Genomic DNA, 18122 nt, shown 5'->3' on the forward strand with positions numbered 1-18122 from the left:
GGCCTTAGCTAACCGGTTAGTCAACCGATAAGCTGAGCGCATGGCCGCACAGGAGACCAAGGCGCGCATCCTCGCCGCCGCGTTCCAGGAGTTCGCCGAATACGGCGTGGCCGGCGCGCGGGTGGACCGCATAGCGAAGAACGCGGCGTGTAACAAGAACCTGATTTACGTCTACTTCGCCAGCAAAGAGAACCTTTTCGCGACGGTTCTCGACCACCACCTCGCCGACGCCTACGCCGGACTGGAGTTCACCCCCCAGAACCTCCCCGACCTGACCCGGCGCGTCTTCGACTACGTCCAAGCCAACCCGGACGTCTATCGCCTCCTGGCGTGGGCCACCCTGGAGCGCACCGCGGCACGCCCGCCCGCCCGCGCCCGCGAGCACGACCGCAAGATCCCCCTGATCCGCGACGAGCAGACGTCAGGGACGGTGGACGGCGCGCTCCCGCCCGAGCTGATCCTGATGGCGGTCATGGCGCTGGCGACGGCGTGGTCCCCGGCGTTCCCGTTCGGCGCCACCGCGAATCCGGGCACGTCGTTGGAGCCCGCGGTCATCCGCGAAGCGGTCGGCGAGATGGTCGAACGGATCGTGCGGCCGGCACCGGCTCAGGAGAGCTCACAGAGGTAGGTCACCGCCGGCTTGCCGTTGAGCACCAGATCTCCGGTCGCCACGAAGCCGTTGTGCTCCAGCACCTTGTGCGAGGCGGGATTGTCGAGCGTCACCTTGGCGCGCAGCGTGGTGAGGCCGTAAGCGTCCGCGGCGAGTTTGCGCACCTCCCCCACGGCGGCAGTGGCGAGTCCCTGCCCTGCGAAGGCGCGGCCGATGCGGTAGCCGAGTTCCGCTGAGGCGTCCTTGACCTCGACCAGGTTCACGCGGCCGGCGATCTGCCCCGTCTCGGTCACCAGGAGGTGGAAGTAGTCCGTGCCGGCTGCCTGCCACTCCAGAAGCCGGGCGTGCCGGGCGCCGAACTCGGCGAAGTAGTCGTCGCCGCGGTCGGGGATCGAGGCCGCGAAGTACTCGCGGTTCTCCAACTCGAAGGCGAGCAAAGCGTCCGCGTGGTCGGAACGGACGGGCTCAAGTCGTGGCATCGGTTCTCCAGGGCCAGAAAAGGTGGCCGAGGTCGACGGTGACCGTCGGGCCCTCAGCCCATCGCGCGGTCACCTCGGCACCGAGCAGTTCGACGTCGACCACATCGGCCACGCCGAGCCCGCCACCAAGCCCGCCATCGGTCCCGACGTCCAGGACATGTAGCGCGACATGCACGGACTCGGTCCGCAGCAGGCGACCGGACAGGTACGGTACAGCGCTGTGCTCCCCGAGCGCATTCGCATTTCGGTAGCGCGCCACGGCACCGGAGTCGTACCCGTACACACCGTGCACCAGCGACCGCACACCGTCGCCGACAGCCCACGCGACAGCGCCTTCCGAACCGGATTCCGCCGCTGCCGCGACCTCGGCTTCCGTGTCCGAGGCGACCGCGTGCCCGCCTTCGCGCAGCGACCAGCCGACCGGCGCCGTCACCAGATGACACCGCAGCTCATAGCGGCTGGTCACCAAGGAAGCGGTCACGATCCGCGTCCCGGCCAACTCCCGTCCCGATGCCCCGAGGCGCGGAACGTGCCAGGAGGCGACGTATCCCTCCCCCGCCGCGGTCCTCATGATCCGACCGCGCCGCGTCGCCCGACCCCACTCGTCGACGAGCGCCACATGTCCGTCCACACCGGTGGCCCACGCACGGTCCGACCACGCCTCCCCGGTACCAGGAGCGGTGCGCGTCGAATACGCGAACTTCGCGTAGTGCGGATCGCCGGGGTCGTCGGCGGAGGTGGCGTGGTCGCTGCCGTGGTTGACGACGCGCACGATCCCGTCGTCGCGACCATGCTGCACCGCCCAACCAAGCGCGGGAAAGATTGTGGCGGAGCGAAAGATCGTGGCGGACTCCTCGGCGGGCTCATCAGGGTCCGCCGAAGCTGCCCACAACGGATGAGAAGCCGGAGCCGCCAAGCCCAAAAACCCCATCCCCGCAAAGTAAGCGGAGCCTGGTCCGCTGTACTCCTGCACCGCTGGAAGGAACTCCCGCGCGCCCCACCCGAGGCTCGGCGCCTCAGCACCGTCCACCCCGAGCCGACGGAAGTAGTCCAACGTCCGCCCCGCGATCCCGCGCACGACGCCAGGTGCCAGCGGATCGGCTCCAGCCAGTCCGGCGGTCCACAACCCGCCCAACACAGCGTGCCGATACGCCAGCGAACGCCCCAGATGCACCGGCGCACCATCGTCGCCGAACAGCAGCGCATAGGACGAAGCGAACTCCGCCAACCGCGCGCGAAACCGCTCGACCCGCGACTGCGGCGCGGCATCTGCGCGCAGCAGATACCACTGCCACAGGAAGGGCTGAAACACCCAGGAGTTGTAGTGATCGAGGTTCCGTCCCGGCGCCGCGAGCGGACCGTCGTTGTACCAGCCGTCGCCGAGGTACCAGGACTCGACGCGTTCGACGTTCTCCGCGCCGTGTCCGCCCTCGACCGGAATCCCGACCGACTCCAGGAACGCCTCGATCACCGCCGGAAACAACAGCCAGTTGTTGTGCTGCCACACCCGCAGCCGTGCGTGATGCGCCAGCCAGTCAGCCAGCTGCTCACGCACCGAATCAGCAAGCTGATCCCAGACCTGCTCCCGGCACAGCGCCAGTCCGAACGCCAGGTTCGCGGCCTCCACCGCCGGCTGCGTGATCCCGGCGCGCGGCCAGTCCTCGAACCCGACGGCGCGCGGCCAGAAGCCCGCCGCCGCAGGATCCATCGCCGCCGCAAGGCCTTCGGCGTACCACTCAGCGTGGCCGTGCGGGTCGTCCTCTCCCCCGCCGAGGCGTGCCCCGGCGATCAGGAAGCTGCGAGCGAAGCCCTCCATGCCGTCGCTGAGCGGGCCGCTCTGCGACGGCGGTCCCGGCGGGCAGATCAGCGCGCCGCCGTGGACGGCGTGCTTGCGGGCGGTCAGCAGCCAGCGGTCGGCTTCGGCCTCCCAGTCGGCGCGCGAGGGCTCGGCGCGCGGGAGATCGGCGCGTGCAGACAAGGATCAAGCCTTTCGTTCACGGAGCGGGCGCGGGCGGCGGCGCCGTCGAATCCCGGATCACCACGTGCGTCCCGACGTGGCGGGTACCGGTCGGGCCGTCGGACTCCCCGCGCAGCGCGACCGCCAGCCGCACCGCCTCGCGTCCCATCTGCTCCAACGGCAGATGCACGGTGGTCAGCGCCGGGGTCACCTCGGCGGCCAGCGGGATGTCGTCGTATCCGACCACTGAGACGTCCCGCGGCACGCGCAGTCCGGCCTCGCGCAGCGCCTGCATCGCGCCGACCGCGACACCGTCGTTGGCGCCGAAGACCGCGGTGAACTCCCCGGCGGAGCCGTCGCGCAGCAGCTGCGCGACACGCTCGTACCCGAACCGCCGGCTGAAGGCGCCGGGCTGGATCAGCCGCTCGTCGACCTCGAGCCCCCGGCTGGCGTGCGCGCGCCGGAAGCCCGCCACGCGCGCCTGGTGCACGGACAGCTGTTCCGGACCGCCGACGTACAGGATCCGCCGGTGCCCGAGCCCGAGCAGGTACTCCGTTATGGCGTGCGCGCCGCCGGTGTTGTCGTAATCGACGACGCCGGCCGGGACGCCGTCCTCCAGCGCGGGACGGCCGCACAGCACCAGCCACGAGCCTTCGCGGCCCAGCGCCCGGGCGCGGTCGGCGAGCTTGCGCCGGTAGGCGGGGTCGTCCACGCCGCCGCCGACCAGGATCACGGCGTCGGCGCGCTGTTCGTGCAGGGCGTCGATCAGGTCCAGTTCGCCGCCGACCACGCCGTAGGTGCTGCACACCAGGCACAGCTTCCCGTCCTCGGCGGCTTGGCGCTGCACTCCGTGCGCGATGAAGGTGTAGAAGGGGTCGATGATGTCCTGGACGATGATGCCGACCGTCCGGGTCCGCGAGCCGGCCAGAGCCCGGGCGTGCGCGTTCACCACGTAGCCGAGGGTGCGCACGGCTTGTTCGACCTTGCGGCGGGTCTCGGTGGCGACCGGATAGTTGCCGTTGAGGACGCGGGACACCGTGGCCGTGGACACCCCCGCGGCCTCGGCGACCTCCTGGACGGTGGCGCGCTTGGGCCCGTCGGTCTCCCGCGGCGTCCTCGGCGCCCTCGGTGTCCGCGACGGTTTGCCCTGCGGCGTCGGCACCCTGACCGCTCCTTTCGTCCTGCTGTTCGTCTGTGGCCTCACGCCAGCCGCTCCAGCTGGTCGGGAAGTACCTCATACCGTAGTGGCAGACCGGCTACGTACCGTTCCACCTCTTCCACGGCCAGGCGTCCCAGCCGCAGGACTTCGCCGCCCAGCGCGCCGGCGATGTGCGGCGTGAGGAAGACGTTCGGCAGCGTGAACAGCACCGAGTCCGGCGGCAGCGGCTCGGTCGCGGTGACGTCCAGGACCGCGTCGATGCGGCCGGAAACCAGTTCGGCGGTCAGCGCCGTCTGGTCGACGATCCCGCCCCGGGCGGTGTTCACCAGAACCGCGCCGTCGCGCATCAGCGCCAAGCCGCGCGCGTCGAGCATGCCGCGGGTGAGCGGGGTCAGCGGGGCGTGCAGGCTCACCACTTCGGATGCGGCCAGCAGCTCCTCCAGCGAGGTCAGCCGGACGCGCGGGTCGGCGGTCAGGTCGCCGGCGCCATAGGGGTCGTAGATCAGCACGTCGGCGTCGAGCACGTCGCGCAGCAGCCGCACGACCTTGCGGCCGATCCGCGAGGCGCCGACCACGCCGACGGTCATCCGGTGCGTGCCGATCGGGCTGATGCCGTCCAGGTTGCGGTGGGTGCCGTCGGCCGAGCGCAGGCCGCGCCGGTAGCGCGCGGCGGCGGTGAAGGCGCGCTTGGCGCCCAGGATGATCGCGGCCAGCGTGTACTCGGCGACCGGTACCGCGTTGGCCTCGGCGGCCGAGCAGACCCGCACGCCGGCGGCGAAGGCCTCCGGGGCCATCAGGAACTTCACCGTGCCGGCGGCGTGCACCACCAGGCGCAGCCTCGGCGCGGCGGCCAGCAGCTCGGCGTCGATCCGCGGCGAGGACCACGACGTCAGCAGGATCTCGGTGCCGGCCAGCGCGGCGGTGAACGCCGGCTCCCCCAGGCTCGGGAGCGGGCCGCCGCTGACGAGGCCGGCGGTGGCCGCCAGCCGCTGGTGGCTCTCGGCGTCCAGGACCAGCGCGGACTCCTCGGCGGTCACCGCCAAAAGCAGGGTCGGGCGGTCCGGCGCCGTGGCCGGAGCCGGGACGGACGCGGCCGTGTGGGACGTGGTCAGGATGATCTCCCCCTCCGCAGTGTGTCGGTGGGGATGGTACACGCTTACTACAGTCCGAGCGCAAGACCACAACGCTGGGAACTGCGTGGAAACGCTTCTGGTACCGGGGGGTTGACAGAGATGCAGCTCAGTCGAATACTCCTGTCCAGCTCATCACATTAGTAAGCGATTACCGGCGGGAGAGCAGGTTGACCGAGATACGTGCCGCGGACCGCCCGGTCCCCAGGTCAGTTCCTGAAAAGGCCGCTTTCGGCGGCCGTCCCCGCATCCGCGCTCGACGCAGCCGGAGCAGTCGGCGAGCCGGCGCCGCCGCGCGCCGCCCCTCGCTGACGCTCTGGCAGCGGATCAAGCGCGACAAGGTGATGCTCGCGCTGATGCTGCCGGGGTTCTTGTACTTCGCGGTGTTCAGCTACGCGCCGCTGTTCGGGTATTTGGCCGCGTTCGAGGACTACCAGCCGTACACCGGCTTCGTGCACAGCACATGGGTCGGTCTGCAGAACTTCACGGATCTGTTCGCCGACCAGGCGTTCTGGTCCGCGCTGACGAACACCTTCGTCATCAGCTTCATCCAGCTGGTCCTGTTCTTCCCGGCGCCGATCGGGCTGGCGCTGCTGCTGAACTCGGTCGCCTCGGCGCGGATCCGCAAGTTCGTGCAGAGCGTGGTCTACCTGCCGCACTTCATCGGCTGGGTAGTGATCGTCTCGATCTTCCAGGAGGTCCTGGGCCCGACCGGCGCGATGCAGCACATGATGACGTCGGTCGGCCTGCCGCGGTTCGACTTCATGTCGAACCCGGGGTTCTTCCCGTGGCTGGTGGCGATCCAGGCGATCTGGAAGGACTGCGGCTGGGGCACGATCATCTTCCTGGCCGCGCTGCTGTCCATCGACCAAGGGCTGTACGAGGCCGCGGCGGTGGACGGCGCGGGACGCTGGCGCCGGTTCCGCAGCGTCACCATGCCCGGGCTCATGCCGGTCGTCATCCTGCTGCTGATCCTGCGCCTGGGGACGATCCTGTCGGTCGGCTTCGAGCAGATCCTGCTGCAGCGCGACACCGTCGGCGCCAAGGCCGGCGAGGTCCTCGACACCTACGTGTACTACCACGGCGTGGCCACCCAGCAGTGGGGCACCGCCGCGGCGGCCGGCTTGATCAAGGCCGCCGTGGGACTGGTGCTGGTGCTCGGCGCCAACAAGGTCGCGCACCGCTTCGGACAGGAAGGGATCTACAGCCGTGGCGAGCGTTGATGTGGAAGCCAGACCCGCGCTGACCGGACGGCCGCCGTGGATGGAGCGGCCCGGCTGGTTCGGGCGCGGCGGCAAGATCCTGGCGATCGTGCTGATCAGCGCCGTGGTGGTCTATCCGTTCCTGGCGGTGGTCGCGACCAGCCTGTCCTCAGAGTCCGACATCGCTGCTTCCGGCGGGCTGGTGATCTGGCCCTCACACCCGACGTTCGAGGCCTACCGCTACGTGTTCAGCGGCGGCATCGTCTCGCAGGCGCTGTGGATCAGCTTCCTGGTCACGGTCGTCGGCACGGCGTTGAGCATGGCCGCCACGATCGGCATGGCGTACGGGTTGTCCCGCAGCGGCGTGGTCGGCGGACGGTTCTTCCTGGCCACCGCGCTGTTCACGATGCTGTTCACGCCGGGCGTCATCCCGATGTTCCTGACCGTGCAGAAGCTCGGTCTCTACAACACCCTGGCCTCGCTCGTGGTACCCAGCCTGGTCAGCGCGTTCAACCTGGTGGTGCTGCGCTCGTTCTTCATGAACCTGCCCGCCGAGCTGTTGGACGCCGCACGGATCGACGGTCTGGGCGACTGGCGGATCCTCACCCGCGTGGTGCTGCCGCTGTCCAAGGCGGTGCTCGCGGTGGTGGCGCTGTTCTACGCGGTGTCCTACTGGAACGCCTTCTTCAACGCCCTGCTGTACCTGAACGACACCAGCAAGTGGCCGCTGGCCCTCGTGCTGCGCGGCCTGGTGATCGGCGGCGAGGCGACCAGCGCGGCCAACGAGGGGATCGTGCCGCAGCAGGCAGTGCAGATGGCCGTCGTCGTGGTGAGCGTCGTGCCGATCGCCGCCGTCTATCCCTTCCTGCAGCGCTACTTCACCAAGGGCGTGCTCACCGGCGCCGTCAAGGGCTGAGCCCGCTTTCGACCACATCAGGCACGCACTCATCGGAGGAAGCATGCACACACCGCAGAGCCTCGGGCGCCGCGGATTCCTGCGCGGCGTCGGCGCCGCGGCGGCCCTCACCGCGGGCGGCTCGACGCTGGCCGCGTGCGGCAGCGGCAAGGCCGCGGCCGTGAACGAGGCGGGCAGCGCCGCGCAGGTCCAGCTGCCGACGTACACGCCGCTGGCCAACGGTCCGACGCCGGACCTGCCGGGCACCGACGCCGGCGTCCCGGCCGGGTTCTACGACTACCCGGCGTCCCCGACCGCGGCGTTCGCCAGCCCGCCGCTGTCCGGCGGCAAGTTCTCGGCGATGACGCCGCTGTTCACCGCTCCCCCGCCGGCCCGCGGCTCGAACCCGGCGTGGCAGGCGATGGAGAAGAAGCTCGGCGCGAGCGTCGACATCACGATGGTGGTCGGCGACGACTTCGACACCAAGCTCTCCACCCTGATCGCCGGCGGCGGACTGCCGGACCTGATCCAGTACGACGGCCTCGGCGGCGTCCCGACCATCAGCAACCTGCCGCAGTTCCTGGACTCGCAGATCGCCGACCTGACCGCGCTGATCGGCGGCGACAAGGTCAAGGAATACCCGCATCTGGCCGCCATCCCGAAGGTGTTCTGGGAGCAGTGCACGGTCGCCGGGAAGCTGTACTTCATCCCCATCCCGCGCGGCATCAGCGCCGGCGCCGGGCTGTACCGGCAGGACCTGTTCGCCGCCGCCGGAGTCACCAGCAACAAGGACATCAAGAACTCCGACGACTTCTTCACGCTTCTCAAGGAGCTGACGAACCCGGGCAAGGACCGCTACGCGCTGGCCGGCAACTCCGGCAACGGCGGCTATTCCGGGGCGATCTTCGAGCAGATCTTCGGGGTCCCGAACAAGTGGCGGGTGGACGGCGGCGGCAAGCTGACCGCGGACATCGAGACCGACGAGTTCCGGGCGGCGCTGGAGTTCATGGTGAAGGTAGCCAAGGCCGGCTGCTTCTATCCGGGCGCGCAGGGCTGGACCAAGGCCAAGATGGAGGACGCCTTCCAGTCCGGTAAGGCGGCCATGATCTACGACGGTCTCCCGGCGCTGTCCACCAGCGTCTGGGCCACCGCGCAGAAGATCGACCCGAACGCCAAGCTGATGCCGTTCGTCCCGTTCGGCGCCACCGGCGGACCCGGCGTCGCCTGGCAGGACAACGTGGTCTTCGCCGGCACGATGCTGAAGAAGGCGGACCCGGCGAAGCTGGCGGAGGTCCTGAAGCTCGCCGACTTCCTCGCCGCGCCGTTCGGCACCGAGGAGTACCTGCTCAAGACCTACGGCGTCGAAGGCGCGGACTACACGCTGGACGCCAACCACAACCCGGTGCAGACCGCCCAAGGCAAGAACGACGCGAACGTCACCTGGAAGTACGTCGCCGCGCCGCAGCTGGTCACCTACAACCCCGGTGTCAATGCTCTGACGGACGCGGTCCACCAGGCCTACACCGAGCTGGTGCCGATCGCCGTGCCGAACCCGACCGCGACGCTGTACTCGCCGACCTTCGGCAAGCAAGGCGTGGCGCTGTACAAGGCGGTCACGGACACCGTGACGCAGGTGATCGGCGGGCAGTCGAGCATGAGCGCCTTCGACAACGCGGTGAAGACCTGGCGCAGCGGCGGCGGCGACCAGATGCGGTCGGAGTTCGAGCAGGCGTACGCGAGCGCGCCGAAGAGCTGAGGACGGGACTGGCACTCATGCGGGAAGCGATGTTCGAGGAGCTGCTCGTCCGGTACGAGCAGCGGCTCCGCCGGCGGACCGAGGCCGCTGCGATCCAGCTGGACCTCGACGTGTCCGACGAAGGACACACCACCTTGAGTTACGCACAGCTGCGGACGCTGGCGGCGGCTTCGGCCGACGACGCTTCGGCGGCGACAGTCGTAGAGGCTCTGCGCTTCCTGCATGAGAACGCCTTCCACCCCGAGGCGGAGGAGACCGGCAACTGGTGGCACTGGGAGATCGGGACGCCGCGCATCCTGCTGGATATCTGTGTCCTGCTTCGCGCGCACATCCCGGACGCCGATCTGAAGCGGTATCTCGCGACAGTGCAACGGTTCTGCCCGGACCCCGACCGCCGGGTCAAGACCGGACCGTGGTCGCCACTGACGGAGACCGGGGCGAACCGCGCTGACAAAGCCCTGATCGTCGCGCTGGCAGGACTGCTCGCCGGAGACGCCGATCGGGTCGCGCTGGCGCGGGACGGGTTGTCGAGCCTGTTCTCGTACGTGGCCTCCGGCGACGGTTTCTACGAGGACGGCTCGTTCGTCCAGCACGACACGGTCGCGTACACCGGTTCCTACGGCGTCGTGCTGCTGACGTCGGTCGCGGAGATCCTGGCGCTGCTGCGCGGTTCGCCGTGGGAGGTCGTCGATCCGGGCGTGTCAGTGGTCTTTGACGCAGTCGAGAAGGCGTTCCTGCCGTTCCTTTTCGAGGGCCGGATGATGGACGCGGTGCGAGGTCGGGCCATCGCTCGGCAGCATTCGCGGGATCTGGACATCGGCGCCGCGACTCTTGACGCGATTCGGCTGCTGGCAGAAAGCGCTCCGGCTTCCTACGCCGAGCGGTGGGCGTCTTTGGCTCGGCCCGAGGGGTTCCACGTCTTCGGCTCGATGGATCGGGTGGTGCACCACCGGCCGCGCTGGTCCGCCGCGCTGTCGTTGTCGTCGGAGCGCATCGCGCGGTATGAGTGCGGCAACGGCGAGAACCTGCACGGCTGGTACACCGGCGACGGCATGCTGTACATCTACGACCTCGCCGATCCTGACCACTACACCGACGAGTTCTGGGCGACGGTCGATCCGTACCGGCTGCCCGGGACGACGGTCGACACGCGGCGACGTGAGGACGTCGGACGCGGGTCGGGCCGGGGCACCGGCGCGATCACGGCACCGAACCGGATCGCCGGCGGGACGATCGTCACCGGCGGATTCGGTACCGCCGACCTCGATCTGCACGGCGAGGGAAGCACGCTGCGCGCCCGCAAGAAATGGCACTTCCTCGACGACGCGGTGATGGCTCTCGGGACGGACATCTCCGCATCCGACGGCCGCCGGATCGAGACGATCGTGGAGAACCGGAACCTGCGGTCCGACGCCGGGCGGCGGTTCGTCGTGGACGGTGTCGCGCAGGCTCCCGGGCTCGGAGTCGAGCGGCGGCATCACGGCGTGCAGTGGGCGTATCTGGAGGGCGTCGGCGGCTATGTGTTCCCCGGCGGCGCGGATCTGATGTCGCTGCGCGAGGAGCGCGTGGGGACGTGGCATGCCATCGACGTGGGAGTCGGCACCGAGGGTGACGACGTCGAGATCCGGCGGATCTTCCACACCTTGTGGCTCGATCACGGCGTCTCGCCGCGGCGGGCCGGATACATGTACGTGCTCCTGCCGGGAGCCAGCGAAGAGGGGACGGCGAGACGTGCTGCTCAGCTTTGACGATCTCGACACCGCGCAGAGCGAAGTTCGGCGACTGCTTTCCGGCGGGCTGGAGGAGGACCTAGAGGTAAGGCTCGGCGCTAAAACGTATATGAGGACTCGTCCTCTCGTTTTCACCGAGCTGGATTCGGGGCGGGACGGGCACACGGTGACGTGGAGCGCCGAGCCTGGTGGTCACGTGGAGCTCTCCGGCGGCGTCGCGCTGGACGGATGGCAGCCGGAGGGGGACGGCCGGTGGGTCGCCATGGTTCCGGACGTGATTTCCACGCCGCGCCAGCTGTACGTCAACGGGCTGCGAGCGTCGTGGGCTCGGAGCGACTGGCTGGATCACGCGGACTGCAAGATCGGTCCGGAGGGGATAACCGGCGCCGGCGCGCTCGGGATCGCGGCGTATGCGCGGCCTTCGGACGTCGAGGTGGTGTTCCGGGTGCGGTGGCGTGACTACCACTGCCCGGTCGCCAGCATCGCGGACGACCTGATCCGTTTCGCAGAGCCCTGTTGGACGAACGCCTTGCCCGGCACGGGTCGCGTCGGACCACATTGGGACAACACGGCGGTCGGTACCGAGATCCATGGCTGGTCGATGTTCGCGACCAATGCCTTGGAACTGCTGACCGATCCTGGTTTCTTCGTCTGGAACTCTGAGGAGCGGACGGTCACCTACCTGCCTCGCGAGGGCGAGGACATGGAACGCGCGGACGTTGTCGTCCCTTGCACCGAGCAGTTGGTGGTGGTGGAAGGTGCGCATGATCTCGTACTCAAGGGTCTGAGTTTCGCGCACACCGCCTGGCACCTGCCCGACGGGTACGTCGGAGCGCAGGCGGGATTCACGCTGACCGGCGCCTCGGGACCGCTGGGCGAAGCCGGATCCCACTACACGAAGCCGGTCGCGGCGCTGAGCGTGCGGGGCGGGCGTCGGGTGACGGTGAGCGGCTGCGCGTTCGTCCATCTCGGCGGCGCGGGAGCTGTGCTGGAGGCGGGGACCAAGGACAGCACGGTCACGGCGTGCTCGTTCAGCGATGTCTCGTCCGGCGGTGTCTATGTCGGCGACATCGATCCGCATCCCGCGCCGGGGCTCGCGGACGAGGGCAACACAGTGTCCTTCAACACCTTCCACGGCACCGGTGCGGAGTTCACGGACTCGGTCGCGATCTGGGCCGGCTACACCCGAAACCTGACCATCGACCACAACACGCTGGAGCAGCTGCCCTATTCGGGGATCAGCGTCGGCTGGGGATGGAACCAGCCCGAGGCGCAGGATCCGTGGCTCGGGGACAACCGGATCACCGCGAACCGGATCGTCGACGTGCTGCGCGTCGCCGAGCGCCAGCACGACGGCGGCGCGATCTACACGCAGGGTCCACAGCGCGGGACGGTCGTCGAAGCCAACTACATCGACCGGTCCGAGTACGGCACCACCGCGAACGACGGCAACGGGATCTACCTGGACGAGCAGAGTTCGCACATCCTTGTCGCGGGCAATGTCGTCACGCGGGTCGGCTACAAGTGGGTGTCGAACTGGGCCGAATACGGGGTCGAGAACCGCGCGGCCGGCAATTGGACGGACAACACGATCACCCCTGCGTTCTCCGGCGCCGGAAGCGTCATGGAGGACAACGCCGAGGGGTTGACCGAGCTGCCGCCCGAAGCCGTCCGCGTCGCCGAGGGCGCCGGAGCCGGGCCGTGGCCCGCACCGGTGGCTGCGCTCGGCATCCCAGAGCCCTGATTCTCCGGGCTCGCCGCACTACGGTTCCTCTTTGTTTCACTGTCAAGTAAGCGCTTACTACGACGGAAAGGAACGTGCGCGCATGCATCGGCATCTCCGCCGCCGCACCCAGGCGAGGCGTCTCAGCGCCCTGCTCAGCGTGGCCGCTTTGGGGATCGCGGCACTGGCCGCGACCCCCGCGCAAGCCGCGACCCAGTTGTATCCGACCTACACCCTGGACCACACCGGGAGCCTGAACTCCGGGCTGACCGGCGACATCGCGGGCTCGGCGTTCACCGACGCCGACGGCCAGTTCCACTGGCTGAGCTCGTATGCCACCTACGCCGGCACCGACACCGGCTCGGACACGAACACCTTCACCAACACCGATCTGGGCGCCCTGACCAACCAGGTCGGCGCCGGGACCACCGAGACCACGGCCGACACCTACTGGAACAAGTCCGGCGCGCTGTGCTACCAGATCGACAAGGCGGCACAGCACGCGGCACCCTCGCCGTACGAGGACGACCACTGCGACGTGGTCGGCGTGTGGGTCGATCCGGGCAGCGGCGCGTGGTACGGCGTCGTCAACGACGAATACGACTTCAACCCCTGGGGCAGCAGCACCCAGACACAGAACCAGCGGATCGGTACCGGCATCCACGGCAACCGGATCCTCACCGCTTCCTCCACCGACAAGGGGAAGACGTGGGACTACGGCGGGGAGATCATCACCTCGCCCTACCTGGGCAACGACTCCGAGGACGCCTCCTCGCAGCCCGGCAAGACCTGGAACTACGGCGTCGCGGGCTGCCGGCTGTTCGTGGACTACGCGACCGGCTACTTCTACGTGGTCTACAACACCCAGATCAAGTTCAAGCCGAACTACACGACCTTCGCCTACTGGCCGGCGGTGGCGCGCGCGCCGATCAGCGGCAAGATGGCGCCGGGGACGTGGAACAAGTGGGACGGCGGGACCTGGACCCAGCCGGGCGTCGGCGGGTACGAAGGCATCGCGGGTAGTGCGCTGCACCTGGATCCGTCCTATGCCCCGGCGACGGACCAGGTCGACTTCGCCGGGACCGGCGCGGACGGCTCGACGGTGGACTACCGCGCCTACTACGCGAACCAGAACGGCAACACGTTCACGTTCGACGACGCCTCGGGCGACGCCTTCACCGCGAACACCTCGACCGGCGTGATCACCAACGCCGCCGGCACGACGGTGACCTCGGTCAGCTACCACGACCCGGCGCTGAACAGCTCGGTGACGGTCTCCACGGTGAGCGCGAAGGTCACCGTCGCGGTGACGGACGCGACCGGCGCGACGAACACCGCGACGCTGGGCGGCGCGGTGTTCCTGGACACGGCCACGCACCGGCTGTACATCACGCCGAACGTGGTCCAGGAGACGGCGTTCACGTTCAACCCGTTCTCCCTGACCTACCAGGGCGTCGGCTACGACACCAACGTGTACCAGACCCCTGACCTGGGCGACCCGGACAGCCTGGCGATCGTCGGGACGGAACCGGCGGGCGCGTCGAACTCCTACCTGACGAGCATCGACTACGGCAGCCTGACCAACCAGAACGTCAGCAGCCGCTCCTACCGCATGGTGTCCGCCCTGACCGGCGGCATGTGGGACGTCAGCATGGCGCCGCACTCCGCCAGCCAGACGCACTTCTCGGCGCAGGCCACCCCGGTCGACGCCACCGGAGCCGCGGTCAGCTTCGCCTCCGGCGCCTCCTACGGCCTGGCGGTCGGCGGCACGGCGCTGAAGGACGGCAGCGGCTCGGCGTGGCGCCTGGTCCCGGTGATGGACCAGTGGTCGACCGCCTACCGCACCGGCTTCTACAAGCTGGTCAACGTCAGTACCGGCGCCTACCTCCAGTCCACCGGCAGCACGGTCCAGCAGACCCGCGCGATCGGCTCGGCGGTGGCGACCGGAACACAGCAGGCGAACTTCAACCCGAGTGGCAACGGAGGCAGCGGCTCCCCCGGCGGCACCGACCAGTGGTACCTCCAGCCGATCGGCAAGGACACGCCGCAGACGCTGAGCACCTCGTCGTCGGCGTCAGCGATCGCCGCCGCGACAAACACCTCGCTGGCCGGCGTCGGCCGCTACAAGCTGGTCAACCGCAACAGCGGCCTGGCGCTGGAGTACGTGAACGGCGCGTGGAAACTGGCCGGGCAGGCGTTCGGCGACGCGGGGCAGGCGGTGGCGATCACGAAGGTTTCGTGAGCTGAGTCAGGGAGCTGAGAGTCAGGATCGGGATCGGCCGTCGCGCTTTCGGGCGCGGCGGCCGACGCCGTTCGCCGGCCGCTGTCTGCCCTCATCACGCAGGAAAGTTGGGCACCTGCTCCAAATGCCGCGCCGAGATCGCGCTCTCCTGAAACTCGATCGCCCCCTCGCCGCTGCGGGCCGTGAGCCAGTCCCTCAGTGCGCGGTAGTCGCCGTCGGCGGGGACGTCCACGGCCAGCAGGGCGGCGAACTGCGCGGCGGTCTCCCAGGAGCAGCCGGCTGCGCGCAGGCGGTCCTGCACGTCGCGGCGGGCCCGGCCGTCGAGGAGGGTGATGCGGACCGTGCTGTGGCCGGATTCGCCGTTCAGTCTTTCGAAGACCAGCTCGCGGCGGTCGTGGTCGGGGCGGACGTGGACCAGGTCGCCGTAGGCGACGCCGCGGGCGAAGAAGGGGACGTTCAGCAGGCGCAGCTCGGAGTCCACCGCCGTGCGCTCGCCCCAGAGGCGCTCCACGGCGACCGGCGGCCAGTCCGGTGCCTCAGGCGACAGGTCGAAGGCCACCTCGAAGGTGGTCCGACTGGTGCCGGAGGTCTGCTGCCCGTTCGCCGTTGCCACTGTCGTCCTCCTCCGAGCCGGTCCGGGTCGCTGCATTCCCGGCGTACCATTGTCCCAGCCTTTTCGACTATTTCAACCCGAATACACCTTCTAATGGCGATACACACCATTCGGCGAACCCTCGAGCACCCCGATAATCCGTTCGCCGCCGCCCAGCGAGCCCACTACCGTTAGATACGTTCCCAGGCGCAAACGGGCCAGGGGCACCAACTCAATAGTCTTACTCCCGCCGGGTGCGCAGGAGAGGGTTACTTCCACCTTTCACGTGGGTGACGCAGGTTCGAATCCTGCCGGTCCTGTCCGCAGGACTGTCGTCTAGCGGCCAAGGACACTTCCGTACCTTCCCCGACTCGATCTCCGGCGGGATCTGCGCTTCCCCTCTGGGTGCGCGGGCGGCCGCGAAAGGGTTCGGATGATCGCGCGGATGTGGCGGGGATGGGCTTCGGCGGCGACCGCCGACGACTACCAGCGGCACTACGAATCGGAGGTCGCCGAGCATCTCCGGCAGGTCCCGGGCTTCCGCGGCGCCCGCCTGCTCCGCGGTGCCGACGGCGAGGAGGTCCTGTTCACCTCGATCGTGGTCTTCGCGAGCATGGACGACGTGCGCGGGTTCGCCGGCGACGATCCCGGCCGCGCCGTCGTCGAGGAGACCGCCCGCCGCGCGCTGACCCGCTGGGACGAGCGCGTCACCCACCACGACGTCGCCGTCGATCTGGGCTGAGCCGGGAGGCATCCGCTACCCCTTCACCCCGGAGCTCATCTGGCTCCGCACGATCTGCCGCTGGAAGATGAAGAACAAGATCGCCACCGGGATCGTGGACAGCAGTGCCGCGCCGAGGGTGACCGGGAACTGGTTCCCGGAGCCCAGGGAGCCGCCGCTGAACTTGGCCAGGCCGGTGGTCAGGGTGTCGTACTTCGGGTCGGAGGTGGCGACCAGGAAGAAGCTGAACTCGTTCCACGAGCCCTGGAACGACAGGATCGTCAGAGTGATCAGACCTGGTTTCACCAGCGGTAGCGCGATGTCCCAGTAGGTGCGGAAAGCACCGGCGCCGTCGATGCGCGCGGCTTCCTCGATCGACTGCGGGACCTGCATGAAGAACCCGCGCATCAGGAAGATGCCGGCGGCGTCCATCGCGATCGGCAGGATCATGCCCGCGTAGGAGTTGTAGAGGCTCAGTTCCTTCAGGACCAGGAAGCGCGGGATCAGCAGCACCACGTTCGGGACCGCGAGCGTGCCCAGGATCAGCATGAACACCGCGCGCCGGCCCGGGAAGCGCAGCCGTGCCAACGCGTAGCCGGCCAGGCTGTCCAGGAAGACCCGCAGCAGGGTGATCGAGGTGGCCACGATGATGCTGTTGCGCAGCCAGGTCCCGAAGGGGACCGGCTGGTCGGTGCTGTAGCCGAAGATCCGCTTCCAGGACTCCAGGGTCGCCGGGTGCGGGACGATGTTCAGCGGGTGGTTGGTGGCGTCGGGGTCGGTCTTGAACGAGGTCGCGATCTGGATGACGAAGGGTCCGAGGAACAGCAGCGCGAACAGGGCCAGCGCGACGTACATCAGGACCCGGCGGGACGGCGAGCGGCGCTCGCGGACGGCGGCCATCAGTCGATCTCCTCGGGAATGAGACGCCGCTGCAGCAGGGTCAGGCCCATGATCAGCGCGAAGAGCAGGAAGGCGATCGCCGATCCGATGCCGAAGTGGTTGTTCTGGAAGCTCTGGTCGAAGGACATGAACGCCGGCGTCCGGGTCGCCGGGTTGTTGCCGGTCAGATAGATCTGGTCGAACACCTGCCAGGTGCCGATCAGTCCGAGGGTGAGCACCAGTAGCAGCGTCGGACGCAGGCTCGGCAAGGTGATGTAGCGGAAGCGCTGCCAGCCGCCGGCGCCGTCGAGCTCGCCGGCCTCGTACAGGTCCTCGTTCACGTTCTGCAGCGCCGCGAGGAACATCAGCATGAACGTGCCGGCGGTCGTCCAGATCACCAGGATGATGATCACCATCATCGCGATCGACGGACCGCTGAACCAGTCCCACACCGACTGGCCCATCACCGAGTGCCGCGTCCAGCCCGGCGGTTTGCTCACCCCGATGCCGCTGAGCCAGACGTGCACGACCCCGCGCGGATCGGCGAGCCAGTTGGGACCCTTGACGCCGAACCAGTTCAGGATCCCGTTCACCGCGCCGCCGCCCTGGAACAGGAACAGGAAGACCAGGGTGATGGCGATGCTGGAGGTGATCGACGGGAAGTAGAACGCGGTCCGGAAGAAGCCGCGTCCGCGCAGGTACTTGTTGTTCACCAGGACCGCCAGCCACAGCGCCAGCGCGGTCTGGGTCGGCACGACGAACAGCACGAACCAGAAGTTGTTGCGCAGCGCCCCGGCGAAGGTGGTCCGGGTCAGCCCGTCGTGGGTGAGCAGCTGCTGGTAGTTGTGCAGTCCAACCCACTTGACGTCGCCGCCAAGCGGGTTGGACAGGCCGTCCCAGTTCGTGAAGCTGACGTAGAGCGCCAGCACGATCGGGACCACCAGGAAGACGATCAGGCCGAGCAACGCCGGCGAGACGAAGAGCCATCCGGCGAGGGCTTGACGCCGGTCCTCCTGCGATCTTGTTCTGCTCATCTTCCCGAAAGGC

Annotated in this window: 15 protein-coding genes; 8 read left to right on the plus strand and 7 right to left on the minus strand. The window is 68.9% G+C overall.

The annotated features are described in order from the left end of the window. Positions 1–40: 40 nt before the first annotated feature. Positions 41–628, plus strand: a complete 588-nt coding sequence (locus CACI_RS33285; RefSeq protein WP_015795292.1) for a TetR family transcriptional regulator — start codon at positions 41–43, stop codon at positions 626–628. On the opposite strand, the gene CACI_RS33290 is transcribed toward CACI_RS33285, so the two are convergent. The 4 genes from CACI_RS33290 to CACI_RS33305 are packed head-to-tail and all read right to left on the minus strand — an operon-like array spanning position 607 to position 5359. Further along, positions 607–1089 carry a GNAT family N-acetyltransferase gene (locus CACI_RS33290; protein WP_015795293.1) on the minus strand — a complete coding sequence of 161 codons (483 nt, stop codon included), beginning with the start codon at positions 1087–1089 and terminating at the stop codon, positions 607–609. The two genes, CACI_RS33285 and CACI_RS33290, sit on opposite strands and share 22 nt — an antisense overlap. Then, the gene (locus tag CACI_RS33295; RefSeq protein WP_015795294.1) at positions 1076–3067 is read right to left on the minus strand and encodes a DUF2264 domain-containing protein; all 1992 of its coding nucleotides are present in this window, start codon (positions 3065–3067) and stop codon (positions 1076–1078) included. The genes CACI_RS33290 and CACI_RS33295 overlap by 14 nt, the downstream gene beginning before the upstream one ends. A gap of 16 nt (positions 3068–3083) precedes the next feature. Continuing rightward, entirely contained in the window at positions 3084–4208 is a 1125-nt protein-coding gene (locus tag CACI_RS33300; RefSeq protein WP_015795295.1) for a LacI family DNA-binding transcriptional regulator, read from the minus strand. Between the two features lie 38 nt (positions 4209–4246). Further along, entirely contained in the window at positions 4247–5359 is a 1113-nt protein-coding gene (locus CACI_RS33305; protein WP_015795296.1) for a hydroxyacid dehydrogenase, read from the minus strand. A gap of 146 nt (positions 5360–5505) precedes the next feature. Here CACI_RS33305 and CACI_RS33310 point away from each other — a divergent pair, with 146 nt between their 5' ends. The 6 genes from CACI_RS33310 (at position 5506) to CACI_RS33335 (ending at position 14883) form a co-directional block, all read left to right on the plus strand. Further along, on the plus strand, positions 5506–6558 hold the full coding sequence (locus CACI_RS33310; RefSeq protein ID WP_015795297.1) for an ABC transporter permease: 1053 nt from the start codon (positions 5506–5508) through the stop codon (positions 6556–6558). 40 nt (positions 6559–6598) lie between these two features. Further along, entirely contained in the window at positions 6599–7453 is an 855-nt protein-coding gene (locus tag CACI_RS33315) for a carbohydrate ABC transporter permease (RefSeq protein WP_015795298.1), read from the plus strand. A 43-nt stretch (positions 7454–7496) separates the two neighbouring features. Then, positions 7497–9188 carry a type 2 periplasmic-binding domain-containing protein gene (locus tag CACI_RS33320; RefSeq protein WP_015795299.1) on the plus strand — a complete coding sequence of 564 codons (1692 nt, stop codon included), beginning with the start codon at positions 7497–7499 and terminating at the stop codon, positions 9186–9188. A gap of 17 nt (positions 9189–9205) precedes the next feature. Next, positions 9206–10936: a polysaccharide lyase 8 family protein gene (locus CACI_RS33325; RefSeq protein ID WP_015795300.1), complete on the plus strand. Its 1731-nt coding sequence runs from the start codon at positions 9206–9208 to the stop codon at positions 10934–10936. A 91-nt stretch (positions 10937–11027) separates the two neighbouring features. Then, the gene (locus tag CACI_RS33330) at positions 11028–12662 is read left to right on the plus strand and encodes a right-handed parallel beta-helix repeat-containing protein (RefSeq protein ID WP_143765481.1); all 1635 of its coding nucleotides are present in this window, start codon (positions 11028–11030) and stop codon (positions 12660–12662) included. 82 nt (positions 12663–12744) lie between these two features. Further along, positions 12745–14883: a hypothetical protein gene (locus tag CACI_RS33335; RefSeq protein WP_015795302.1), complete on the plus strand. Its 2139-nt coding sequence runs from the start codon at positions 12745–12747 to the stop codon at positions 14881–14883. A gap of 94 nt (positions 14884–14977) precedes the next feature. On the opposite strand, the gene CACI_RS46410 is transcribed toward CACI_RS33335, so the two are convergent. Then, complete coding sequence (locus tag CACI_RS46410; protein ID WP_015795303.1) at positions 14978–15496, minus strand: DUF4265 domain-containing protein; 519 nt, start codon at positions 15494–15496, stop codon at positions 14978–14980. 424 nt (positions 15497–15920) lie between these two features. On the opposite strand from CACI_RS46410, the gene CACI_RS33345 reads away from it, so the two are divergent. Beyond that, the gene (locus tag CACI_RS33345) at positions 15921–16217 is read left to right on the plus strand and encodes an antibiotic biosynthesis monooxygenase family protein (RefSeq protein ID WP_223297323.1); all 297 of its coding nucleotides are present in this window, start codon (positions 15921–15923) and stop codon (positions 16215–16217) included. Positions 16218–16232: 15 nt separating this feature from the next. On the opposite strand, the gene CACI_RS33350 is transcribed toward CACI_RS33345, so the two are convergent. Both CACI_RS33350 and CACI_RS33355 read right to left on the minus strand, forming a co-directional pair. Beyond that, a complete protein-coding gene (locus CACI_RS33350; protein ID WP_015795305.1) occupies positions 16233–17096 on the minus strand; it encodes a carbohydrate ABC transporter permease in 864 nt (287 codons plus the stop codon). Further along, a complete protein-coding gene (locus CACI_RS33355) occupies positions 17096–18109 on the minus strand; it encodes a carbohydrate ABC transporter permease (RefSeq protein WP_015795306.1) in 1014 nt (337 codons plus the stop codon). Before CACI_RS33355 ends, CACI_RS33350 begins: the two co-directional genes overlap by 1 nt. Positions 18110–18122: the final 13 nt, after the last annotated feature.

Source organism: Catenulispora acidiphila DSM 44928 (assembly GCF_000024025.1).
Lineage (GTDB): Bacteria > Actinomycetota > Actinomycetes > Streptomycetales > Catenulisporaceae > Catenulispora > Catenulispora acidiphila.

Bases quoted from the DNA above. Each gene is read 5' to 3' on its own strand.
- CACI_RS33285 (WP_015795292.1), top strand. From the start codon at position 41: ATGGCCGCACAGGAGACCAAGGCGCGCATCCTCGCCGCCGCGTTCCAG.
- CACI_RS33330 (WP_143765481.1), top strand. From the start codon at position 11,028: ATGAGGACTCGTCCTCTCGTTTTCACCGAGCTGGATTCGGGGCGGGAC.
- CACI_RS33355 (WP_015795306.1), bottom strand. From the start codon at position 18,109: ATGAGCAGAACAAGATCGCAGGAGGACCGGCGTCAAGCCCTCGCCGGA.
- CACI_RS33315 (WP_015795298.1), top strand. From the start codon at position 6,599: ATGGAGCGGCCCGGCTGGTTCGGGCGCGGCGGCAAGATCCTGGCGATC.
- CACI_RS33290 (WP_015795293.1), bottom strand. From the start codon at position 1,089: ATGCCACGACTTGAGCCCGTCCGTTCCGACCACGCGGACGCTTTGCTC.
- CACI_RS33320 (WP_015795299.1), top strand. From the start codon at position 7,497: ATGCACACACCGCAGAGCCTCGGGCGCCGCGGATTCCTGCGCGGCGTC.
- CACI_RS33345 (WP_223297323.1), top strand. From the start codon at position 15,921: ATGTGGCGGGGATGGGCTTCGGCGGCGACCGCCGACGACTACCAGCGG.
- CACI_RS33350 (WP_015795305.1), bottom strand. From the start codon at position 17,096: ATGGCCGCCGTCCGCGAGCGCCGCTCGCCGTCCCGCCGGGTCCTGATG.
- CACI_RS33335 (WP_015795302.1), top strand. From the start codon at position 12,745: ATGCATCGGCATCTCCGCCGCCGCACCCAGGCGAGGCGTCTCAGCGCC.
- CACI_RS33325 (WP_015795300.1), top strand. From the start codon at position 9,206: ATGCGGGAAGCGATGTTCGAGGAGCTGCTCGTCCGGTACGAGCAGCGG.